This is a genomic window from Micromonospora sp. WMMD1076 (assembly GCF_029581475.1).
Lineage (GTDB): Bacteria > Actinomycetota > Actinomycetes > Mycobacteriales > Micromonosporaceae > Micromonospora > Micromonospora aurantiaca.
Genome location: NZ_CP120862.1, coordinates 3,941,595 through 3,960,541, shown reverse-complemented (window position 1 = coordinate 3,960,541; position 18,947 = coordinate 3,941,595). Strand labels below are relative to the sequence as shown.

At 71.8% G+C, this 18,947-nt stretch carries 15 protein-coding genes; 7 read left to right on the top strand and 8 right to left on the bottom strand.

Annotation, left to right across the window (positions count from 1 at the left end):
* Positions 1 to 24 precede the first annotated feature (24 nt).
* The 5 genes from O7622_RS18775 to O7622_RS18755 all read right to left on the bottom strand — a co-directional run bounded on the left by O7622_RS18775 (position 25) and on the right by O7622_RS18755 (position 4,771).
* Positions 25 to 1,095 carry a PIN domain-containing protein gene (locus tag O7622_RS18775; RefSeq protein ID WP_282309461.1) on the bottom strand — a complete coding sequence of 357 codons (1,071 nt, stop codon included), beginning with the start codon at positions 1,093 to 1,095 and terminating at the stop codon, positions 25 to 27.
* Between the two features lie 35 nt (positions 1,096 to 1,130).
* The gene (locus O7622_RS18770; protein WP_013286169.1) at positions 1,131 to 1,355 is read right to left on the bottom strand and encodes a hypothetical protein; all 225 of its coding nucleotides are present in this window, start codon (positions 1,353 to 1,355) and stop codon (positions 1,131 to 1,133) included.
* 127 nt (positions 1,356 to 1,482) lie between these two features.
* Complete coding sequence (locus O7622_RS18765; protein ID WP_282309460.1) at positions 1,483 to 3,072, bottom strand: DHA2 family efflux MFS transporter permease subunit; 1,590 nt, start codon at positions 3,070 to 3,072, stop codon at positions 1,483 to 1,485.
* Between the two features lie 317 nt (positions 3,073 to 3,389).
* Positions 3,390 to 4,037: a DUF305 domain-containing protein gene (locus tag O7622_RS18760; RefSeq protein ID WP_282309459.1), complete on the bottom strand. Its 648-nt coding sequence runs from the start codon at positions 4,035 to 4,037 to the stop codon at positions 3,390 to 3,392.
* Positions 4,022 to 4,771: a lytic polysaccharide monooxygenase gene (locus O7622_RS18755; protein ID WP_282309458.1), complete on the bottom strand. Its 750-nt coding sequence runs from the start codon at positions 4,769 to 4,771 to the stop codon at positions 4,022 to 4,024. The genes O7622_RS18760 and O7622_RS18755 overlap by 16 nt, the downstream gene beginning before the upstream one ends.
* A gap of 240 nt (positions 4,772 to 5,011) precedes the next feature.
* Here O7622_RS18755 and O7622_RS18750 point away from each other — a divergent pair, with 240 nt between their 5' ends.
* On the top strand, positions 5,012 to 7,069 hold the full coding sequence (locus O7622_RS18750) for a cellulose binding domain-containing protein (protein WP_282309457.1): 2,058 nt from the start codon (positions 5,012 to 5,014) through the stop codon (positions 7,067 to 7,069).
* Between the two features lie 7 nt (positions 7,070 to 7,076).
* On the opposite strand, the gene O7622_RS18745 is transcribed toward O7622_RS18750, so the two are convergent.
* Together O7622_RS18745 and O7622_RS18740 are read right to left on the bottom strand one after the other, a co-directional pair.
* The gene (locus O7622_RS18745) at positions 7,077 to 7,919 is read right to left on the bottom strand and encodes a phosphatase PAP2 family protein (RefSeq protein ID WP_282309456.1); all 843 of its coding nucleotides are present in this window, start codon (positions 7,917 to 7,919) and stop codon (positions 7,077 to 7,079) included.
* 74 nt (positions 7,920 to 7,993) lie between these two features.
* Positions 7,994 to 9,634, bottom strand: coding sequence for an MDR family MFS transporter (locus O7622_RS18740; RefSeq protein WP_282309455.1), 1,641 nt, complete (start codon positions 9,632 to 9,634; stop codon positions 7,994 to 7,996).
* Between the two features lie 122 nt (positions 9,635 to 9,756).
* Here O7622_RS18740 and O7622_RS18735 point away from each other — a divergent pair, with 122 nt between their 5' ends.
* The 5 genes from O7622_RS18735 (at position 9,757) to O7622_RS18715 (ending at position 16,255) form a co-directional block, all read left to right on the top strand.
* A complete protein-coding gene (locus O7622_RS18735; RefSeq protein ID WP_282309454.1) occupies positions 9,757 to 10,347 on the top strand; it encodes a TetR family transcriptional regulator in 591 nt (196 codons plus the stop codon).
* Positions 10,348 to 10,427: 80 nt separating this feature from the next.
* Entirely contained in the window at positions 10,428 to 11,759 is a 1,332-nt protein-coding gene (locus O7622_RS18730; protein ID WP_282309453.1) for a low temperature requirement protein A, read from the top strand.
* Positions 11,760 to 11,780: 21 nt separating this feature from the next.
* Positions 11,781 to 12,845, top strand: a complete 1,065-nt coding sequence (locus tag O7622_RS18725; protein WP_282309452.1) for an SRPBCC domain-containing protein — start codon at positions 11,781 to 11,783, stop codon at positions 12,843 to 12,845.
* Between the two features lie 229 nt (positions 12,846 to 13,074).
* Entirely contained in the window at positions 13,075 to 14,502 is a 1,428-nt protein-coding gene (locus tag O7622_RS18720; protein WP_282309451.1) for a non-reducing end alpha-L-arabinofuranosidase family hydrolase, read from the top strand.
* A gap of 28 nt (positions 14,503 to 14,530) precedes the next feature.
* Complete coding sequence (locus O7622_RS18715; RefSeq protein WP_282309450.1) at positions 14,531 to 16,255, top strand: cellulose binding domain-containing protein; 1,725 nt, start codon at positions 14,531 to 14,533, stop codon at positions 16,253 to 16,255.
* Between the two features lie 59 nt (positions 16,256 to 16,314).
* Here the strand turns inward: O7622_RS18715 and O7622_RS18710 are convergent, their stop codons facing one another.
* On the bottom strand, positions 16,315 to 17,880 hold the full coding sequence (locus O7622_RS18710; protein ID WP_282309449.1) for a pectate lyase: 1,566 nt from the start codon (positions 17,878 to 17,880) through the stop codon (positions 16,315 to 16,317).
* A 331-nt stretch (positions 17,881 to 18,211) separates the two neighbouring features.
* On the opposite strand from O7622_RS18710, the gene O7622_RS18705 reads away from it, so the two are divergent.
* On the top strand, positions 18,212 to 18,946 hold the full coding sequence (locus O7622_RS18705; protein WP_282309448.1) for a hypothetical protein: 735 nt from the start codon (positions 18,212 to 18,214) through the stop codon (positions 18,944 to 18,946).
* Position 18,947: the final 1 nt, after the last annotated feature.

Sequence of the window (18,947 nt, the reverse complement as noted above, 5' to 3'; positions counted from 1 at the left end):
CGGGGGCGGGGGCGGCGGAGTGGGTCAGGGGGTCTGGGGAGTCAGGAGGTAGTCGCCGTCGTCCGGGCTCCAGCGCAACTCCACCGCACCGCCCGTCGCCGCCGCCTTGCAGAACTGGAGGAAGCTGCGGTAGCCGAGCTTCTTCTCGCTGAAGTCGGGCCGGGCGCGCCGGAGCTGGTCCTTCAGCCCGGACAGCGCCACCGCTCCGCCGTCCGTGGCGAGGTCCACCACCACGGAGCGGAGCAGCCCGAACGCGACCTCCCGGTCGCCCCGCTCGGGAAGTGACACCTCCGGGTCACCCTTAGCGGGCCCGGCGGCCAGCTCCACCACGTTGTGCGCCGCGAGGTGGCGCAGCAGTTCCCCGAAGGTGCGGAAGCCGTAGTCGGACTCGCTGAACGTGGGGTCCTTGCGGAGCAGGGCGCGCTTGAGCGCGGAGGCGGTCACGTCGCCGCTGGAGCTGCCCTGCATGCCGGCCACTGTCTGCACGAGCTGCACGGCGAGCGTGTCGACGTCCCTCGCCGACTCCTCCTCGGCCGCGGTCTCCACCACGGGCTCGGGCGCCGGCTCCGCCGGTGAGGGGCGGGCGGGACGCGACCGGCGGGCGGCCGGTGGCGGTACGTCCACGCCTTCGAGGCGGTCGTAGTAGAGGAACTCGTCGCAGGCCGGCGGCAGCAGCGCGGAGGTGGACTTCTCCACCCCGACGCCGATCACCCGCTTGTTGAGTTCGCGCAGCTTGTGTACGAGCGGGGTGAAGTCGCTGTCCCCCGTGCAGATCACGAAGGTGGAGATGTAGCCGCGCTCGAACGCCAGCTCGACCGCGTCCACCGCCATCTTGATGTCGGCGGCGTTCTTCCGCGAGGCGCCCATCCGCTGCGGGATCTCGATCAGCTCGACGTGTGAGCGGGTGAGCATGCGCCGGTCCTCGTCGAAGTACGACCAGTCGGCGTACGCGCGGCGTACCACCACGCGTCCCCGCTCGGCGAGCGCGTCGGCGATCGGCCGGAAGTCGAACGGCCGGCCGCCGTGATGGTCCCGTACGCCCAGGGCCAGGTTCTCGTAGTCGAGGAACAGCGCGATGCGATCTTCGTGATCCACCGTGGCAGCCTAGCCCGGCCGGAGCGCCGGACCGGTCAGCGCCGCTCGTCGCGGTAGACGGTCTCGCGGCGGGCCACCCGCTGGATCGCGTAGCTGGTCACCAGCAGCAACAGCGCGAGCACCACCTCGACGCCCGCGACGGTGCCGGTGGCGACGGTGAGGCCGAGCAGCAGCAGGATCAGCCCGACGACGGCGAGCAGGCCCGCGAGCAGCAGCCGGTTACGCCGTCGCGCCGACCGCTGCGCGTCGTCTGCGCTCACGCTGGCCCGCCTTCCTCCGGTTCCGCCTCCGATCCTAGGTGCCGGCCGTCGCCGGGGAGGCGGATCGCGGCGCCGGAACGGCCCGGGGCCGGACGCGTCCGCGTCCGGCCCCGGGTCACGGCGGCGGTCAGTGGATCGGGACCGGCACCGGACGCTTGTCCTCGCCCGGGTCGCCGTCGAGCAGGTGCGACGGCTCGCGGCGGCGGGGCAGGAACGCGGCCGGAATGAAGGTCAGCAGCACCAGGCCGAAGGCGACCCAGAACGTGGTGGAGAAGGAGTTCGCCGCGTAGTCGAGCCCGCGCTCGATCAGCGACGGCGGCACCGGGAACTGCTGGATCAGCTCGGGCTGCTGCTGGGAGGCGATGGCGAGCTGGGCCTCGGTCAGCGGGGTGCCGGTGGCCGGGTCGGTGACGCCGGGGATCGGCCGCGAGCCGTTCAGCTCGCTGGTGAGGATGACCGACATGACCGCGGCCCCGACCGAGCCGCCGATCTGCTGGAGGATGTTGACGAGCGTGGAGCCGCGCGCCACCTCCGCCGCGCTGAGCGTCTTCAGCGCCGAGGTCATGATCGGCATCATCGTGCCGCCCATGCCGAGGCCCATCACGAACAGCGAGCCGCAGAGCAGCCAGTACGACGTGTCGGTGCCGAGCTGGGTGAAGGTGAAGAACCCGGCCGCGATGAGCACCAGCGCGAACGGCACCGTCCGGCCGACCGGCACGCGGTCGGCGAGCATGCCGGCGATCGGCATGGTCAGCATCGCGCCGATGCCCTGCGGCGCGATCAGCAGGCCCGCGGTCAGCGTCGTCTCGCCGCGCACCTGGAGGAAGTAGCTCGGGAACAGCAGGCCCGCGCCCATGAACGCGATGATGAACACGAACATGGTCACCGTGGCGATGGTCAGGTTGCGGTTGCGGAACAGCCGCAGGTCGAGCAGCGGGTGCCGGGGCCGGAACGAGTAGAGCACGAAGGCGACCACGAGCGCGCCGCCGGCAAGCATCGGCAGCCAGACCTTCGTATCGGCGACGGTGCCGGTCTCGGGCAGCGTGGAGATGCCGTAGAGGAACAGCGCGAGACCCGGCGAGAGCATGAGCATGCCGAGGAAGTCGAACGACTCGGACGGCTCGGCGTTGTCCCTGGGCAGCGCCATCTGGGCGTAGACCAGGGCGACCACGCCGATCGGCAGGTTGATCAGGAAGATCCAGTGCCAGCTCGCGACGTCGATCAGCCAGCCGCCGAGGATCGGGCCGGTGATCGGGCCGAGCAGCATCGGGATGCCGAGCACCGCCATCAGGCGGCCGATGCGGTGCGGGCCGGCGGCCCGGGTCATGATCGTCATGCCGAGCGGCATGAGCATGCCGCCGCCGAGGCCCTGGACCACCCGCCAGGCGATCAGCTCGCCGATCGAGTCGGCCGTGGCGCACAAGCCCGAGCCGATGGTGAACAGCGCCAATGCCACCATGTAGAGGCGTTTCGTGCCGAACCGGTCGGCGGCCCAGCCGCTGAGCGGGATCACCGTGGCGAGCGCGAGGGTGTAGCCGGTCATGGTCCACGCGACGCGGGCGTACGTGGCGTCGAACTCGCTCTGGAACGTCGGCAGCGCCACGCTGACGACTGTCACGTCGAGGATCGACATGATCGCACCGAGCACGACGACGCCGGCCACCTTGAGTACGGCGGCGTCGAGCTTGGTCGACGTCGCAACGGGTTGCTGGGTCACTGACGGTCTCCTGGATCCGGTCCGGCACTGGGAGGTGGTGGCGGCGCCGCGCGCCGTCTGCGGAACGCGCGGCGGGGCGGCGTCCGGGCGACAGCGTAGCCATGACCTGGGACGAGATGCGGCCGGTTTTGCCGACGGGAGGACCGCGGCGGCGCGCGAACCGGCCGCGCCACCGGCTCGGAAGTGGCCCGGCGGCTCGCGGAAAGGGCTGGTGCGCGCCGATTCGCCGGTCTTGTCGAGGCGGTCACCGGCGGCGACGACCGTGACGAAGGTCATGCCCCGTCCGGGCAGCCCCGGCGCCTCCGCGGGCCCGCCGCTCAGCCCAGGCCGGCCATCAGGTCGACCTCGGCCGTACGCGAGCGGTCGATGCGGCGGGCGAGGTCGCGTACCCGCTCGCTGGTCCCGGCGGCGACCTGGGCGCGGGCCAGGTCGGCCGCGGTGCGCTGGTGCCGGCTGAGCACGTCGAGCAGCACCCGGTCGGCGTCGGCGGGCGCGGCGGCGCGCAGCCGGGCCAGTCCGGCGGCGGCGTCGCTGTGCCCGGAGTGGTCGTGCCGGGCGGCCGCGGCGGCGGCCGACGGGCCGGCGTCGCGCAGCCAGCCGCGCATGGTGGCCAGTTCGTCGGTCTCGGTGGCCCGGACGGCGGCGATCAGCGTGCGGATCCGCGGATCGGTGGCCCGGTCGAGGCCGAGCCGGACGATCTCCAGCGTCTGCTCGGTGTGCGCCACCATCATGGCCAGGAACAGCGCGTCGATCCCGCTGGTCGTGGCGTCCGCGCCGGCCGGGACCGAGGCCGTGGCGGACGGGTTCGGCCGGGAGGGGTCGCCCGCGGGCGGGCCGCCGCACCCGGTCAGCGCCAGCACTCCCGCGAGCAGCGCCGCGGCCGGCCGGGCGGCGGCGGACGCGCGGCGGAGCCGGGGACCGGCCGGCTCCGCCGCGCGGGTACGCGGGCTCAGATCTGCTGCCACAGCGCCGGTACGTTCGGCGGCTCCCAGCCGGCGATCGCTGTGTGCGCCTGGCGGCAGCGGTAGCTGCGGCCGTCGTAGGTGACCGTGTCACCGACCTGGTACGCCCGCCCGGCCGTCCACGTGCCGCCCGGCGCCGGGGTGCTGGTCCGGGTGGGTGTGGGCGAGGGTGCGGGGGTGGTGGGCGCCGCGGTCGGCGTGGGCGACGGGTTCGGGTTGCCGCCTCCGCCGCCGATCTGGAGGTCGACGCAGGAGTAGAACGCGTTGGCGGTGTCGGAGATGTTCCAGATCGCGAGCAGCTTCTGCCGGCCGGAGAAGCCGCCGAGGTTGACCGTGTGCGACACGGTCGCGCCGGGCTGCCGGCCGCCGCCGTCGACCACGGCGACCCGGGTGCCGCCGATCCAGTACTCCCAGTTGGCGGTGGCGTGGCGGGCGGTGTTGACCCAGGTGAACGTGACGGTGCTGCCGACCGCCGTGGCCGGCCAGTTGCGGCTGTCGTCGTTGAGCACCGCGAACTGGGCGATGCCGGCGTGGCAGCTGCGCAGGCCCTTGGGGCCCTCGACGCTCTGCGGCTCGTACTTGATCTGACCGCAGTCGGGCACCCGGTTCTGCGCGCAGAGCGCCTGGCGGCTGGGCGGCGAGGAGACGTACCCGTGGGCCTGCGCGGGCGCGGCGAGCGCCAGCGTGCCGGTCACGGCACCGGCGGTGAGCAGCGGGAGGGTGATTCTTCGGCGCATGGTGGCAACTCCTTCGGGGGGATCGGAAGGTGCCCCGAACATAAATTAAACATTGTTAACAGTAAAGACTCCCGTCTATAAATTAAGTCCTGCACGCCCACCGCCGGGCGTATGATCCTCGTCGATGGCTCGCCGCGCGGAGCCGATCGTCGTTCGTGGGCACCCGCCGCCGTCACGGCTCCGGGAGGACGACGCAGACCGGGCATCGCCTCGTCGTCCCACTCCGAAGGACACCCCCGCATGAGGAGAACCACCGCGTTCGCGGCCAGCCTGCTGCTGCTCGCCGCCGCGCTCAGCACCGTCGGCGGGCCGGTCGCCGCCGCCGACCCCACCGACCCGGTCACCGTCACCGTGAACACCCGCGCCGGGCTGGCCACCGTCCCGGCCACCGCGCTCGGCGTCAACCACGCCATCTGGGACTCGCAGCTCGGCACCGCCGAGACGTCCGACCTGCTCAGGGCTGCGGGCGTGAAGATGCTGCGCTACCCCGGCGGCTCGTACGCCGACATCTACCACTGGGAGACCCACACCGCGCCCGGCGGCTACGTCGCCCCGAACACCGACTTCGACACGTTCATGGCCGGCGCCCGCCGGGTCGGCGCCGAGCCGATGATCATCGCGAACTACGGCACCGGCACGCCCGCCGAGGCGGCGGCGTGGGTCCGCTACGCCAACGTCACCAAGGGCTACGGCGCGAAGTGGTGGACCGTCGGCAACGAGAACTACGGCAACGGCCACTACGGCTCGGCCTGGGAGGCCGACGACCACCCGGACAAGAGCGCCTCCCAGTACGCCCGGCTGGTCGTCGAGTACGCCGACGCGATGAAGGCGGCCGACCCGAGCATCAAGGTCGGCGCGGTGCTCACCATGCCCGGCAACTGGCCGGACGGCATCACCGCCGGATCCGATCCGGGGCCGTGGAACCAGACAGTGCTGTCCATCGCCGGTCCGAAGATCGACTTCGTGGACGTGCACTGGTACCCGGGCGGCGCCGCCGCCGACTCGCTGGCCCGTACCAGCCACCTGCCCGACGCGGCCTGGCTGCTGCGCCAGCAGATCGCCCGGTACGCCGGCCCCGGCGCGGACCGGATCGGGATCAGCCTCACCGAGCTGAACGTGGACGCCGGCCGCACCACCGCGCCCGGCGCGCTGTTCCTGGCCGACGCCTACAGCGGCCTGCTGGAGCAGGGCGTGTTCACGGTGCAGTGGTGGAACGTGCACAACGGCATCGGCACCGTCTCCGAGGTGGCCGGGCAGACCGACTACGGCGACTTCGGGCTGCTGTCGAGCGGCAACTGCACCAGCGACGGCGAGGTGTGCCAGCCGGCGTTCAACACCCCGTTCGCGCCGTACCACGCGTTGTCCATGATGAACCTGTTCGTCCGGCCCGGTGACCAGCTCGTCCGCGCCGGGACCGATCAGCCGCTGGTCGCCGCGCACGCGGTCCGCCGGCCCGACGGCAGCGTCGCGGTCCTGCTGCTCAACAAGGATCCGGACACCGCCCACCCGGTGGCGCTCGGCTACGCCGGGTTCACCCCGGCCGACGAGGCGCCGACAGTGCACACGCTCACCAACGGCGCGACCGAGATCGGCACCGCCCGCTCCGGCAGCGCGACCGCGCGGACGCTGCCGCCGTACTCGCTCACCACGCTCGTGCTGCGACCGGCCGGCAGCTCGGCCGGGCGGCCCGGTGCCCCGGGGCGGCCGGCGGCGAGCGCGGTGACCGACCGCGCGGCGACCATCTCCTGGCCGGCGGCCACGCCGGGCGCGGCACCGATCGCCAAGTACGAGGTGCATCGGCAGTACGGCGCGGTGAGCGAGCAGCTCGGCGAGACCGCCGGCAGGTCGCTCACAGTGGGGAACCTCGAACCGGGCACCCGCTACACGGTCAACGTGCTGGCCCGGGACACCGCCGGGCGGGTCTCGTGGTCGTCGCCGCCGCTGACGTTCGCCACCGGCAGCCCCGCCGACAGCTCCTGCGCGGTGCGGTTCGACGACGACAACGACTGGGGCAACGGGTACGTGGCGAACGTCGAGGTGATCAACACGGGCACGAAGGCCGTCGACGGCTGGACGCTCACCTGGACCTGGCCTACCGCCTGGCAGCAGGTGAGCAGCGGGTGGGCCGCCACCTGGGACCAGCAGGGCCGCGATGTCCGGGTGACGCCTGCCGCCGACAACCGGCGGCTCGCCGCCGACGGCGGGAGCACGACAGTGGGCTTCGTCGGCGCGTACAGCGGGCCGAACGTACCGGTGGGTGCGTTCCGCCTCAACGGCACGGTCTGCACGCTGCGCTGAGCGGCCCTCAGCCGCGCCCGGGTGGCCGCAGCCGCACGTCGGCCGCCGCCGGGACCTTCGGGTTCCGGCGGCGGCCGGCACGGCGCGGCGCCGGCACCACGTGCGGGCGCACCGGTCCGGGCGGGAGCGTGGGCAGGTCCGGTGCGGGTGCCGGCAGGACGGCCAGGATCACCACGAGAAGCACCACCGCGACGGCGCCGTCGAGCCAGTAGTGGTTGCCGGTGACCACCACCACGAGCGCTGTCACCAGCGGATGAAGCAGCCAGAGCCAGCGGCGGCGTCCGGTGGTGACAGCCATCAGCGCCACCGCGATCGCCAGTGCCCAGCCCACGTGCAGCGACGGCATGGCCGCGTACTGGTTGCTCAGCTGGTCGGTGTCGGGAGGTCCGTAGACGCTCGGCCCGAACCGGGTGCCGGTGTCGACCAGCCCGGTGAGCGCGGTCAGCCGTGGCGGCGCGAGCGGGACGCAGACGTGCAGCACCAGCGCGACCGCTGTGAGCGCCGCCAGGGCCCGCCGCAGCCGCACGTAGTGCGCAGGGCGGCGCAGCCAGAGCCAGACGAGGCAGAGCACGGTGGCCGGGAAGTGCACATAGGCGTAGTAGGAGTTGGCGACACGTACCAGCAGATCGTGCGCCAGCAGCGGTCCCTGCACGAGCGTCTCGTCGGGCAGGCGCAGCAGCCGCTCCAGCCGCCAGACCCACTCGCCGTTGGCCAGGGCCACCCCGGCGTGCCCGGCCACCACCTGCCGGCCCGCCTTGTAGGCCAGGAAGAGCACGGCGACGAGCGCCAGCTCGCGCGCGGCCCGCTGCCATGCGGCGAGGCGGGCGGGCGCGGTCCGCGTGACGTCCACGGCTCCTCCTTCGGTTCGTCCCCGCATGGACCAGGGCCGCCGCCGGGGTCGGCGACGGCCCTGGGGGTACGGGCTCAGCGGCGGGCGCGTTCCTCCCGGCCGGCCGAGTCCACGCTCACCTCGTCGAAGGCGGGCGCGCCGTCGACGGCGTCCGCTCCCACCGCCACCGAACGGCCGGTGTCCGGCAGGTCGAGGCTGGAACGCAGGGTGACCGGGCGCAGCAGCAGCGCCGCAACGATACCCACCACCGCGATGGCGGCCGAGATCAGGAAGATGTGCCCCGTTGCGTCCCCGTACGCGGCCCGCACGATCTGCCGTACCGGCTCGGGCAGCGCGTCGAGGTTGAGCGTGCTGCCGCCGCCCCCGCCGGAGGTGGGGATGCCGGCCGCCGCGAGGTCGTGCGTGATCCGGTCGGTGACCCGGCGGGCCAGCACCGCGCCGAGGACCGACACGCCGATGGTGCCGCCGAGCGAGCGGAAGAACGCGACGCTGGCGCTGGCCGCGCCGATGTCCTTGAGCGCGACGGTGTTCTGCACGGCGAGCACCAGGTTCTGCATGGTCATGCCGACACCGACACCGACGATGAACATCGCGAGGCCGACGAGGACCAGCGACGTCTCGTGGTCGATGGTGCCGAGCATGGCGAACCCGACGACCAGCACGACGGAGCCGAACACGATGTACGGCTTGATCTTCCCGGTGGCGGTGATCATCCGGCCGGCCACGATCGAGGAGACCAGGACGCCGGCCATCATCGGGATGGTGAGCAGGCCGGCCTCGGTCGGGCTGTAGCCGCGGCCGATCTGGAAGTACTGGCCGAGGAAGACCGCGCCGCCGAACATCGCCATACCGACCGCCAGGCTGCCCAGGATCGCCAGTGCGGTGGTGCGCTCGCGGACGATGTGCAGCGGCACCACCGGCTCGGCGGCCCGTGCCTCCACCCAGACGGCGAGCGCGAGCAGCAGGACCGCGCCGCCGACCATGGCGCCGCTCTGCCAGGAGACCCAGGCGAACGAGTCGTCGACGAACGAGATCCAGATCAGCAGCACGCTGACACCGGCGGCGATGAGCGCGGCGCCCAGGTAGTCGATCTTGACGTTGTCCCGGCGCACGGTGGGCAGGTTCAGGGTGATCTGGAGCAGGAACAGCGCGACGGCCGCGACCGGTACGCCGACGAAGAAGCACCAGCGCCAGCCGAGCCAGGAGGTGTCCACGATGAGGCCGCCCAGCAGCGGGCCGCCGACTGTGGCCAGCGCCATGACGCCGCCCAGGTAGCCGTTGTAGCGGCCGCGCTCGCGCGGCGGGATCATGGCCGCGATGGCGACCTGGACCAGCGCCTGGAGACCACCGACACCGATGCCCTGGAACGCGCGGGCGGCGATGAGCTGCCCGGCGCTCTGCGCGAAGCCGGCCGCGACCGACCCGACCAGGAAGACCACGATGGCGACCTGGATCAGCAGCTTCTTGTTGAACAGGTCGGCCAGCTTGCCCCAGATCGGGGTGGTCGCGGTGGCGGTGAGCAGGGTGGCGGTGACCACCCAGGTGTACTGCGTCTGCGAGCCGTTGAGCGCTCCGATGATCTTCGGCAGGGCGGTCGAGACCACGGTGCCGCTCAGCATGGCGACGAACAGCACCAGCAGCAGACCGCTGAGTGCCTCCAGCGTCTGCCGCCGGTTCATGGGTGCGGCCTCAGCCGTCATGGTGGGTGCGCTCATGCGCGCGTCCTCCAGGTGTGTCGATGTCGGGTGGCCGCTTCGTTGCCTCAAGCAATCAACACTAAACCTTGCCCGGTAGGCAAGTTTGCCCATTGAGAAATGGGTCACCTACGCTGGCCCTCATGGACGAGTGCACCGGGCTGCGGGAGCGGAAGAAGGCGGCGACCCGCCTGGCGCTGCACGAGGCGGCGCTGTCCCTCGCCGTCGAGCACGGCCCCGACCAGATCACCGTCGAGGCGATCGCCGACGGCGCCAACGTCTCCCGGCGGACGTTCTCCAACTACTTCGGCGGCAAGGAGGAGGCCATCTTCCACGGCGACACGCTGCGGCTGCGCCGGCTCCTCAGGCTCGTCGCGGAACAACCGGCGGAGCTGTCGCCGTGGGCCGCGCTGACCCGGGCCGCCCTGGCCCAGGCCGAGGAGGGCTACGACGACCCGGCCGAGCCCTGGCTCAACCGGCGCCGCCGGCTGCACGGCCACCCGAGTCTGGCCGCGCACCAGGTCGGCGCGTACGCGGGCTTCGAACGGGAGATGGCCGCCGAACTGGCCCGCCGGCTGACCGGACCCGACGCGGCGCTACGGGCCCGGATCGTCGCCGCGACGTTCCTCGCGTCCCTGCGGATCGCCGCCCACGAGTGGCTGGAGCACCCCGGGCGGGCGCTGCGCGACGTGCTGCGCGACGTGCTCGCCCACGCCGCCCCGACCGCGGGCTGAACGCGCCGCTCCCCCGCCGGACCGGTGGAATGGCCGACGAAAGCGACACTCCGCCCGACCCGGGCTGACACACTCGCCCGGTGAGTGGCGACCGGTGGCGCAAAGGGCTCGGGCCGGCGACCGGCGTCGCCCCCGCCACCCGGGTGGACCGGTTCGAGATCTTCTTCGACCTCGTCTTCGTGGTGTCCTTCTTCATCATCACGCGCGCCACCGCCGCGAACGTGACCCCTGGGGAACTGCTGCACGCGCTGCTGGTGCTCGCCGTGCTCTGGTGGTGCTGGGTGGTGCACAGCGCGGTCGCCGCCCGGCTGCGTCTCGGCGAGGGCTTCGTGCCGATCCTCATGGTGGTCGGCATGATCGCGCTCTTCACGTTCGCGCTCGCACTGCCGCAGACGTTCGGCGACCTGGACAAGGGCAGCGCCGGGCCGATCCTGGTCACGATCAGCTACGTGGTGATCCGGCTCGTGCACACCGCCCTGTACTGGTACGCCACGAGCGGCGATCCACCGGCCCGGCGCAAGCTGCGACTGTTCCTGCCCGAGGCGCTGGTCACCGCCACCCTGCTGCTGGTGGCCGCGCTGCTGTCACCGCGCGTGTCCCCCGAGGTCGGCCCGTGGCTGCGCGACGGGCTGTGGATCGCGGTGGTGGCCATCCAGTACAGCAGCGGCCTGCTGGCCGGCACCGGCGGCTGGAAGATCACCTCGGCCGAGCACTGGACCGAACGGTACGACCTGATCCTGATCATCGCGCTCGGCGAGTCGGTCATCTCGGTCGGCGTCGGCGGCAACCTGCTCGGCCAGGCCGTGACCTGGCCGGCGATCCCGGCGGCGATCTTCGGCATCCTGTTCACCGCGGCGCTCTGGTGGGCGCACTTCGACATGATCGGCCCGGCCGCCCGGATCGCGCTGCACGCCGCCCAGGGCCACGCGCGGGTGACGCTGGCCCGCGACGCGTACGCCTACCTCTACCTGCCGATGATCGCCGGGGTGATCCTGTTCGCGATCGGCGCCGAGGAACTGGTCCGGATCGTCACCGACCCGGCGGGCGGCCCGATGGAACGCGGCCACGGGCCGGCGGTACCGCTGCTCTTCGGTGGCGTGATCGTCTACTTCGCCGCCAACATGGCGTTCCAGTGGCGCGCGCTGCGCACGCTGTCCTGGACCCGGCTCGGCACCCTGGTCCTGCTCGCCGCGGCGCTGCCGGTCGGACGGCACCTGCCGGCGCTCGGCGCGCTGGGCCTGCTCACCGCGATCTGCGTGGCACTGGTCGCGGCCGAGCTGGTGATCTTCGCAGACTCCCGGGCCGCGTTGCGCCGGCTGATACACGAGGAGAAGGCCAGCGCCGAGGAGAGCGAGGCCGCCTGGCGGGCTCGCTGGCACGACGACGGCGACAGCGCCCCGCACCGACCTTGACACAGGCCCTAGAGTCTCCGCGTGATCGAGATCGTCACCGAGGTCGACCTGTTCCACCCGCCCGCCCGGATCTGGCGGGCGCTCACGGAACGCGCGCTGCTGGCCAAGTGGTTCGCCGACAGCGCGCCCGGGTCCGATCGGTCGATCCTGGCCACCGCCGCGCTGCCCGGCTACGACGGCGACACCGAGGTGGAGACAGTCGAGCTGCGCGCGCCGGACCGGCTCGTGGTCCGCTGCCGGGAGACCGGCCGGGCCACCCGGCTCGCCTGCGACCTGACCCCCACCGCACACGGCACCCGGCTGTCCGTGCGGGAGGTGCTCGAAGAGGGCGACTGGGACGCCGACGCCCGCGCCGAGCAGCACGAGCAGGCCGTGACCGGACGGCTGCCGGCGATCCTCGACTGGCTGGCGTTCCAGAACGTCGACCTGCGCCGCGCCGAGGGCGGACTGACCGCCGAACTGCCTGTGATCCGGCTGCTCGGCGACGACGAGCGCAGCCCCGGGCGACGCCGCGTGCTGCTGGCGGCCGGCGCGGTGACGCTGGTCGCCGCCACGGCCGGGGCCACGGTGTGGGCCACCGCCGACGAGCCGCCCGCGCCGGCCGCGCCGACGCCCACGACCTCGCTGGTGATGCCGTCCAGCGCCACGCCGTCGGTCCGGCCCACGACCGCGCGACCCACGCCCGGTGCCAGCCGCCGCAGCGCGTCGCCCTCGCCGACGCCGCCAGTCACCCCCAGCCGTACGCCGAGCCCGACGCCCTCGGCGGTGGTGGCGGTACCGCTGACCGCCACCTACGAGACGGTCACCGACCGGGTATTCGGCTACCGGGGCGAGGTGGTGCTGCGCAATCCCGGCCCGTCACCGCGTCCGGGCTGGACGGTCACCGTGACGCTGCACGACGGCGCCACCGTGGGCAGCGTGAGCGGGGCCGAGGCCACCCAGGACGGCACCGTGGTCACGTTCACCGGTGGGGCGTTGCCGGGCGGTGAGTCCGCCACCATCCGGTTCGACGTCCGCGACCCGGACCCCCAGAACGACGCCCCGTCGGCGTGCACCGCCGACAACACCCCCTGCACCCCCGCCTGACCCCCACCCACCCCCTCTCCCTCCCCTTTCACCCCGTCGATCATGAAGTTGGACCGCGGATTTGTCCGCATTGAACCCGGCCAACTTCATGATCGACGGGGTCGGGCCGGTGGGTGGGTTGTTGAGTGTGTGGGAGCGCTCCCGTAACATCTCTGACGCGGCTGTTAACGCTCACAACACAATCGCCGCCGCCAATGTCGGAGCCGCTCCCCCCGCAGGAGGTCAATTCATGTTCAGATCCAGGTCAGTCAATGTCATATGGGCATCGGCCGGCGCCGCACTGCTGGCGTCGGCGTCGGTCGCCGTGGCACTGCCCGCCGGTGCGGCCGCCGCCGGCTGCTCGGTCGACTACGCGATCTCGTCGCAGTGGCAGGGCGGCTTCGGCGCCAACGTCACCATCACGAACCTCGGCGACCCGGTGTCGAGCTGGACGCTGACGTGGTCGTTCGGCGCCGGGCAGACGGTGACCCAGTCGTGGAACACCGAGCTGACCCAGAGCGGAGCCGCTGTGACCGCCCGCAACGTCAGCTACAACGGGTCCATCCCGACCAACGGCACCGCGTCGTTCGGCTTCAACGGCTCCTGGGGCAGCAGCAACCCGGCGCCGACCAGCTTCGCGCTCAACGGGGTGACCTGCACCGGCGGCACCACCACGCCGACCGGCGGCCCGACCGGCGCTCCCACCACCGCACCGCCGACCACCGCACCGCCGACCACCGCACCGCCGACGACGCCGCCGCCGGGTGGGACGTGCAGCCTGCCGTCGTCGTACCGGTGGTCGTCGACGGGCGCTCTGGCGCAGCCGCGGTCGGGATGGGTGTCGTTGAAGGACTTCACTGTGGTGCCGTACAACGGCCGGCACCTGGTCTACGCCACCACCCACGACACGGGGTCGTCGTGGGGGTCGATGAACTTCGGGCTGTTCTCCAACTGGTCGCAGATGGCCTCGGCATCGCAGAACGCGATGTCGTCGGGGACTGTGGCGCCCACGTTGTTCTACTTCGCGCCGCGCAACATCTGGGTGCTGGCCTACCAGTGGGGACCGACCGCGTTCTCCTACCGCACCTCCACCGACCCCACCAACCCGAACGGGTGGTCGTCGGCGCAGCCGCTGTTCACCGGCAGCATCTCCGGCTCCGGCACCGGCCCGATCGACCAGACCCTGATCGCCGACGACCAGAACATGTACCTGTTCTTCGCCGGTGACAACGGCAAGATCTACCGCTCCAGCATGCCGATCGGCAACTTCCCCGGCAGCTTCGGGTCCACCTACACCACGATCATGTCGGATTCGACGAACAACCTGTTCGAAGCAGTGCAGGTCTACAAGCTGCAGGGGCAGACCCGCTACCTGATGATCGTCGAGGCGATCGGCAGCCAGGGCCGCTACTTCCGCTCCTTCACCGCCACCAGCCTGGGCGGATCCTGGACCCCCCAGGCCGCCACCGAGTCCAACCCGTTCGCCGGCAAGGCCAACAGCGGCGCGACCTGGACCAACGACATCAGCCACGGCGAACTGATCCGCACCACCGCCGACCAGACCTTCACCGTCGACCCCTGCAACCTCCAACTGCTCTACCAGGGCCGCTCCCCCAACTCCGGCGGCGACTACGGCCTCCTGCCCTACCGACCCGGACTACTCACCCTCCAGCGCTGAGCCGGTCGATCGAGGAGAGAGAGGTCCGATGAGAAGGCACCAGACGACCCGTACCGCGGTGTTGTCGGCCGGGGCCGTCCTGCTGGCGTCGACAGCGGTCGCCGCGGCGCTGCCGGCCGGGGCGGCGGCCGCCGGCTGCGCGGTCACCTACGCCGTGTCCTCGCAGTGGCAGGGCGGCTTCGGCGCGAACGTCACAGTCACCAACCTCGGTGACCCGGTGAACGGCTGGACGCTCACGTGGTCCTACGCCGCCGGCCAGACGGTCACCCAGGCGTGGAACGCCACTGTGACGCAGAGCGGAGCGGCGGTCAGCGCCCGCAACGTCGACTACAACGGGTCCATCCCCACCAACGGCAGCACGTCGTTCGGCTTCAACGGGGCCTGGACCAGCAGCAACCCCGCTCCGACCAGCTTCGCGCTCAACGGGGTGACCTGCACCGGTGGCACGACGACGCCGACCACGTCACCGTCCACCTCCCCGCCGAGTTCGCCGACCAGCTCACCGAGCAGCCCGCCGCCAACCGGGGCGGCGGACATCACCGTCAACACCGCCAGCCGCTACCAGACGATCGACGGGTTCGGCGCCGCGGTGTCGATCTGGGGCGGCGCGTGGTCGACGGCCGAGACGCAGACACTCGTCGGGCTCGGCCCCAACCAGCTCGGCCTGTCCATCGTGCGTACCGGCGTCTCGCCGGTGTCCGGCGAGTGGGGCACCCAGGTCAGCGCGCTGCGGACGGCGAAGTCGTACGGGTCCGACGTGAAGATCATGGCGTCGCCGTGGACCGCCCCGGCGGCCTGGAAGACGAACAACAGCCGGATCAACGGCGGCAAGCTGCGCACCGACTACTACGACGACTACGCCAACCACCTCAGCAGCTACGTCCAGTACATGCGCAACCAGGGCGTGACGATCGACGTCACGTCCGTGCAGAACGAGCCGGACTGGCACCCGGACTACGACTCGATGGACTGGAGCGGCACCGAGCTGCAGACCTTCGTGCGGGAGCAGGGCGCCAAGGTGCAGAACACCAAGCTGATGGTCGCCGAGGCGGTGAACCTGAACTACGGCTACACCGACCCGACGCTCAACGACGCGGCGGCCCGCAACAACATCGGCTACATCGGCGGTCACCTGTACGGCACGGAGGCGTCCGGCCGGCTGAAGCCGTACACGCTGGCGCAGCAGTACGACAAGCCGGTGTGGATGACCGAGTGGAACCTGCACGAGGCCGACGGCGGCGGGTCCGACATCTGGGGCAACCCGGCCAACGCCGCGGTCTGGAACGAGACGCTCGACGACATCATGCGCACCGTGCACAAGTCGATGGAGTCGAACTGGAGCGCGTACGTCTGGTGGTACGGCAAGCGCTACTACTCGTTCATCGGTGACGGCGAGTCCGCGTACGGCACCGTGGCGGGCGCGCCGCTCAAGCGCGGGTACGCGTTCGCGCAGTACGCGAAGTACGTGCGGCCCGGCTACCAGCGGGTCGCCCTGACCAAGAGCTCGAAGGCGTCGCCGCTGGAGGTGACCGCCTACTCCGGCGACGGGAAGGTCACGCTGGTGATCCTCAACCGGTCCACGAGCGCGGTGAACAACGCGATCATCCAGGCGCCGCAGACCGTGAGCCGGGCCGAGTACGTGGCTACCTCGCAGAACGCCGGCGCGGCGAGCCAGCCGGTGGGCGTGAACGGCAACCAGGTGACGGTGAACGTCGGCGCGCGGAGCATCTCCACCGTCGTGCTCACCCTCTGACCGGGGGACACGCACGAGGGCGGGGGCGGCCGATCGGCCGCCCCCGCTCGTCACGCCTGCTAACCGGCGTACGTCTCGAACTCGCCGACTCTCGGCGTACCGCCGGAGCTGTTGATCTTGAAGTTGATCTTCTTCAGTGAGGTCGCGCCGAAGGTGATCTGGCCGGCCCCGCTGCCGGAGGCGAGCACCGCGCCGGTGTCGTTGTTGACGAGCTGCCACGACCCGATCGAACCCGAGGTGCCGGACGGCTCGCGGATGACCACGCGGGACACGGTGGTGGCCGAGCCCCACTTGATCGAGACGGTGCCGGTCGACCCGGACGGCGACCAGTACGTGCTCGGGTTGCCGTCGCGCACGTTGCCGTAACTGGTGCCGTCGGCCTTGCTGGACCCGTCCGCGCCGGCGCCGGAGACCAGGCTCAGGTTGGTCCCGCCGGACGGCGGCGGAGTGGTCGTCCCGGGCGGCGGCGCGGTGGGGGCGGGCGTGGTCGGCCCCGGCGTGGTGGGTGCCGGGGACTGCGGCGTGCAGTTGCCGTCGGAGACCCGCAGGCCGGTGTTGGCGCCCGCCGTCTGCCGCACGATGTCCGGCACGCAACTCGCCGCGTCGAGCCGGTACGAGTACGGGACGCTGACCGTGGTCGTCGAGGTCACGTTCGGCCCCGCCGGGTAGTTGTCGCTGCCGGGCGAGGACCAGGTCACGTTGTCGAAGATGTTGCCGCTGACCTGCCAGGTGCCGCGCTCGCTGGTGTAGAACGTGCCGAGCACGTCCTTGGAGTTGCGGAAGTAGTTGCTGTCCACCTTGGCCCGCGCCCCGGCCCGGGAGTTGATCCCCGACTCGTGCAGCCCGTTGTAGTGGTTGTTGAACATGTGGGCGATGCCGCCGCGCAGCAACGGCGTCCGGGAGTCGATGTTCTCGTACAGGTTGTGCTCGAACGTGATGTAGCCGTTCCCGCGGTCGCTCTCACTCGATCCGATGAGGCCACCCCGGCCGGAGTTGCGCAGGATGCTGTACGACAGCGTCACGTACTGGGTGTCGTCCTTCATGTCGAACAGGCCGTCGTAGCCCTCCGACTCCCCGCCGGACGCCTCCAGCGTCACGTGGTCGACCCACACGTTGCGGACGCTGCTCTCCATGCCGATCGCGTCGCCGCCGTTGGAGGTGGGCGAACCCGACTTCTTGACGTTCCGCACCGTCACGTTCCGGACGATGATGTTGCGGGAGTCGCGGATGTGGATGCCGAGCTGGTCGAAGACGGCGCCGCCGCCCACCCCGATGATGGTGACGTTGCTGATCTGCTTCAGCTCGATCACGCCGTCCGCGGTGTTGCAGCTCGACCCGGAGACCTTGCTGGTGTTGCCGTGGTTGATGGTCCCGGTCACCTCGATGACGATCGGGGTGCTGCTGCTGGCCCGGCCGCAGAGCGCGGCGTGGATGGCGGTGCCGGTGGTGGCGCGTACCGTCTGCCCGCCCGCACCGCCGGTGGTGCCGCCGTTCTGGGTGGCGTAGCCGGTGGCGCTGCCGGCCGCCGCCGACGCCTGCGGGGACGGCAGCACCACGGCGACGGCGATACCCACGACCGCCGTGGCCAGTGCCGCGTGGAGTCGCAGCGAGACTGGTCTTCTCATGTCGCCTCATTCCTTTTCGAGCATGCGGGAATTGCCGCCGAGCAGCGGCAGTCACCGAATGGGAATAATGAGGAGCCGCGACGCGATCAGGCGCGTCGCCAGCGAATGTCGTTCATCTGCGATGCCCGGCCCGCACATGAAACATCGATGTGACGCAATCGTATGAAAGCGCTTTCCAGGAAAGCAAGAGCTGGCGTTTGCAGGTTTTTTGCACTACTCCGGGCGGCCGGAGGCCGCGGACGCCTGCTTGACGGGACGCGCGATCGGTGATTGCCTGCACCTCACCCGGCAGATCGATGTTTGTCTACTTTCCGCCCGCACGAGGAGCGCCATGCCCCACCTCCGCAGGACCCTGCCGGCCGCTGTCGCCGGCGCGCTCGCCGCCGTCCTGGCCGTCTCCCCGGCGCCCGCCGCACCCCCGGCGGAACCGGCAGCCACCGGCAACGCGTGGACCGCCGACCTCACCGTCGTCGACGCCGACGACGTCGGCGTCCGCTGGACCGGTGCCGGGCTACGCCTCGCCGACACGGCGAGCCGACCGGCCGCCCAGCGCCGGCAGACGGCCGGGGGCATGCTCGTCACCGCGCCCCACCCGCTCGCCGCGCCGGCCAACCGGGTCCGGGCCGACGTCGACGCGACCACCGGCACCGGCACCGTCGAGGTGGCGGCACGCGGCTGGCGATCGGGCGCGTGGACCGAGTGGCGGTCGGTCTCCGGCCAGGCCGTCTTCGACCAGCCCGTCACCCGGGTGCAGATCCGGGTGGCCCTCACCGCCGAGCGGCCGTCCACCGCGCCCGCAGTGCGCGCGGTCCTGCTCGTCGCCGATTCGGTCGCCGCCGTCACGGCCGCGACCCCGGGCCTCACCTACCGGGTGTACGCCACCCGCGAGGGCCTGGTCGGCGGCACCACCGCCAACGGGCACGTGATCGTCTCGCGGGACCACTTCGTCGCGTTGCCGTCTGCTCGCGGCCTCGCGCCGAAGAACACCGGCGACTACACCGTGCGGGTCTGCACCACCACCCGCAGCCGCTGCGAGTACGCGCCGGTCTGGGACATCGGGCCGTAGA

Excerpts from the sequence above, each read along its gene's own strand:
- O7622_RS18755 (WP_282309458.1), bottom strand. The coding sequence starts at position 4,771 with ATGCGCCGAAGAATCACCCTCCCGCTGCTCACCGCCGGTGCCGTGACC.
- O7622_RS18750 (WP_282309457.1), top strand. The coding sequence starts at position 5,012 with ATGAGGAGAACCACCGCGTTCGCGGCCAGCCTGCTGCTGCTCGCCGCC.
- O7622_RS18740 (WP_282309455.1), bottom strand. The coding sequence starts at position 9,634 with ATGAGCGCACCCACCATGACGGCTGAGGCCGCACCCATGAACCGGCGG.
- O7622_RS18735 (WP_282309454.1), top strand. The coding sequence starts at position 9,757 with ATGGACGAGTGCACCGGGCTGCGGGAGCGGAAGAAGGCGGCGACCCGC.
- O7622_RS18720 (WP_282309451.1), top strand. The coding sequence starts at position 13,075 with ATGTTCAGATCCAGGTCAGTCAATGTCATATGGGCATCGGCCGGCGCC.
- O7622_RS18715 (WP_282309450.1), top strand. The coding sequence starts at position 14,531 with ATGAGAAGGCACCAGACGACCCGTACCGCGGTGTTGTCGGCCGGGGCC.
- O7622_RS18710 (WP_282309449.1), bottom strand. The coding sequence starts at position 17,880 with ATGAGAAGACCAGTCTCGCTGCGACTCCACGCGGCACTGGCCACGGCG.
- O7622_RS18705 (WP_282309448.1), top strand. The coding sequence starts at position 18,212 with ATGCCCCACCTCCGCAGGACCCTGCCGGCCGCTGTCGCCGGCGCGCTC.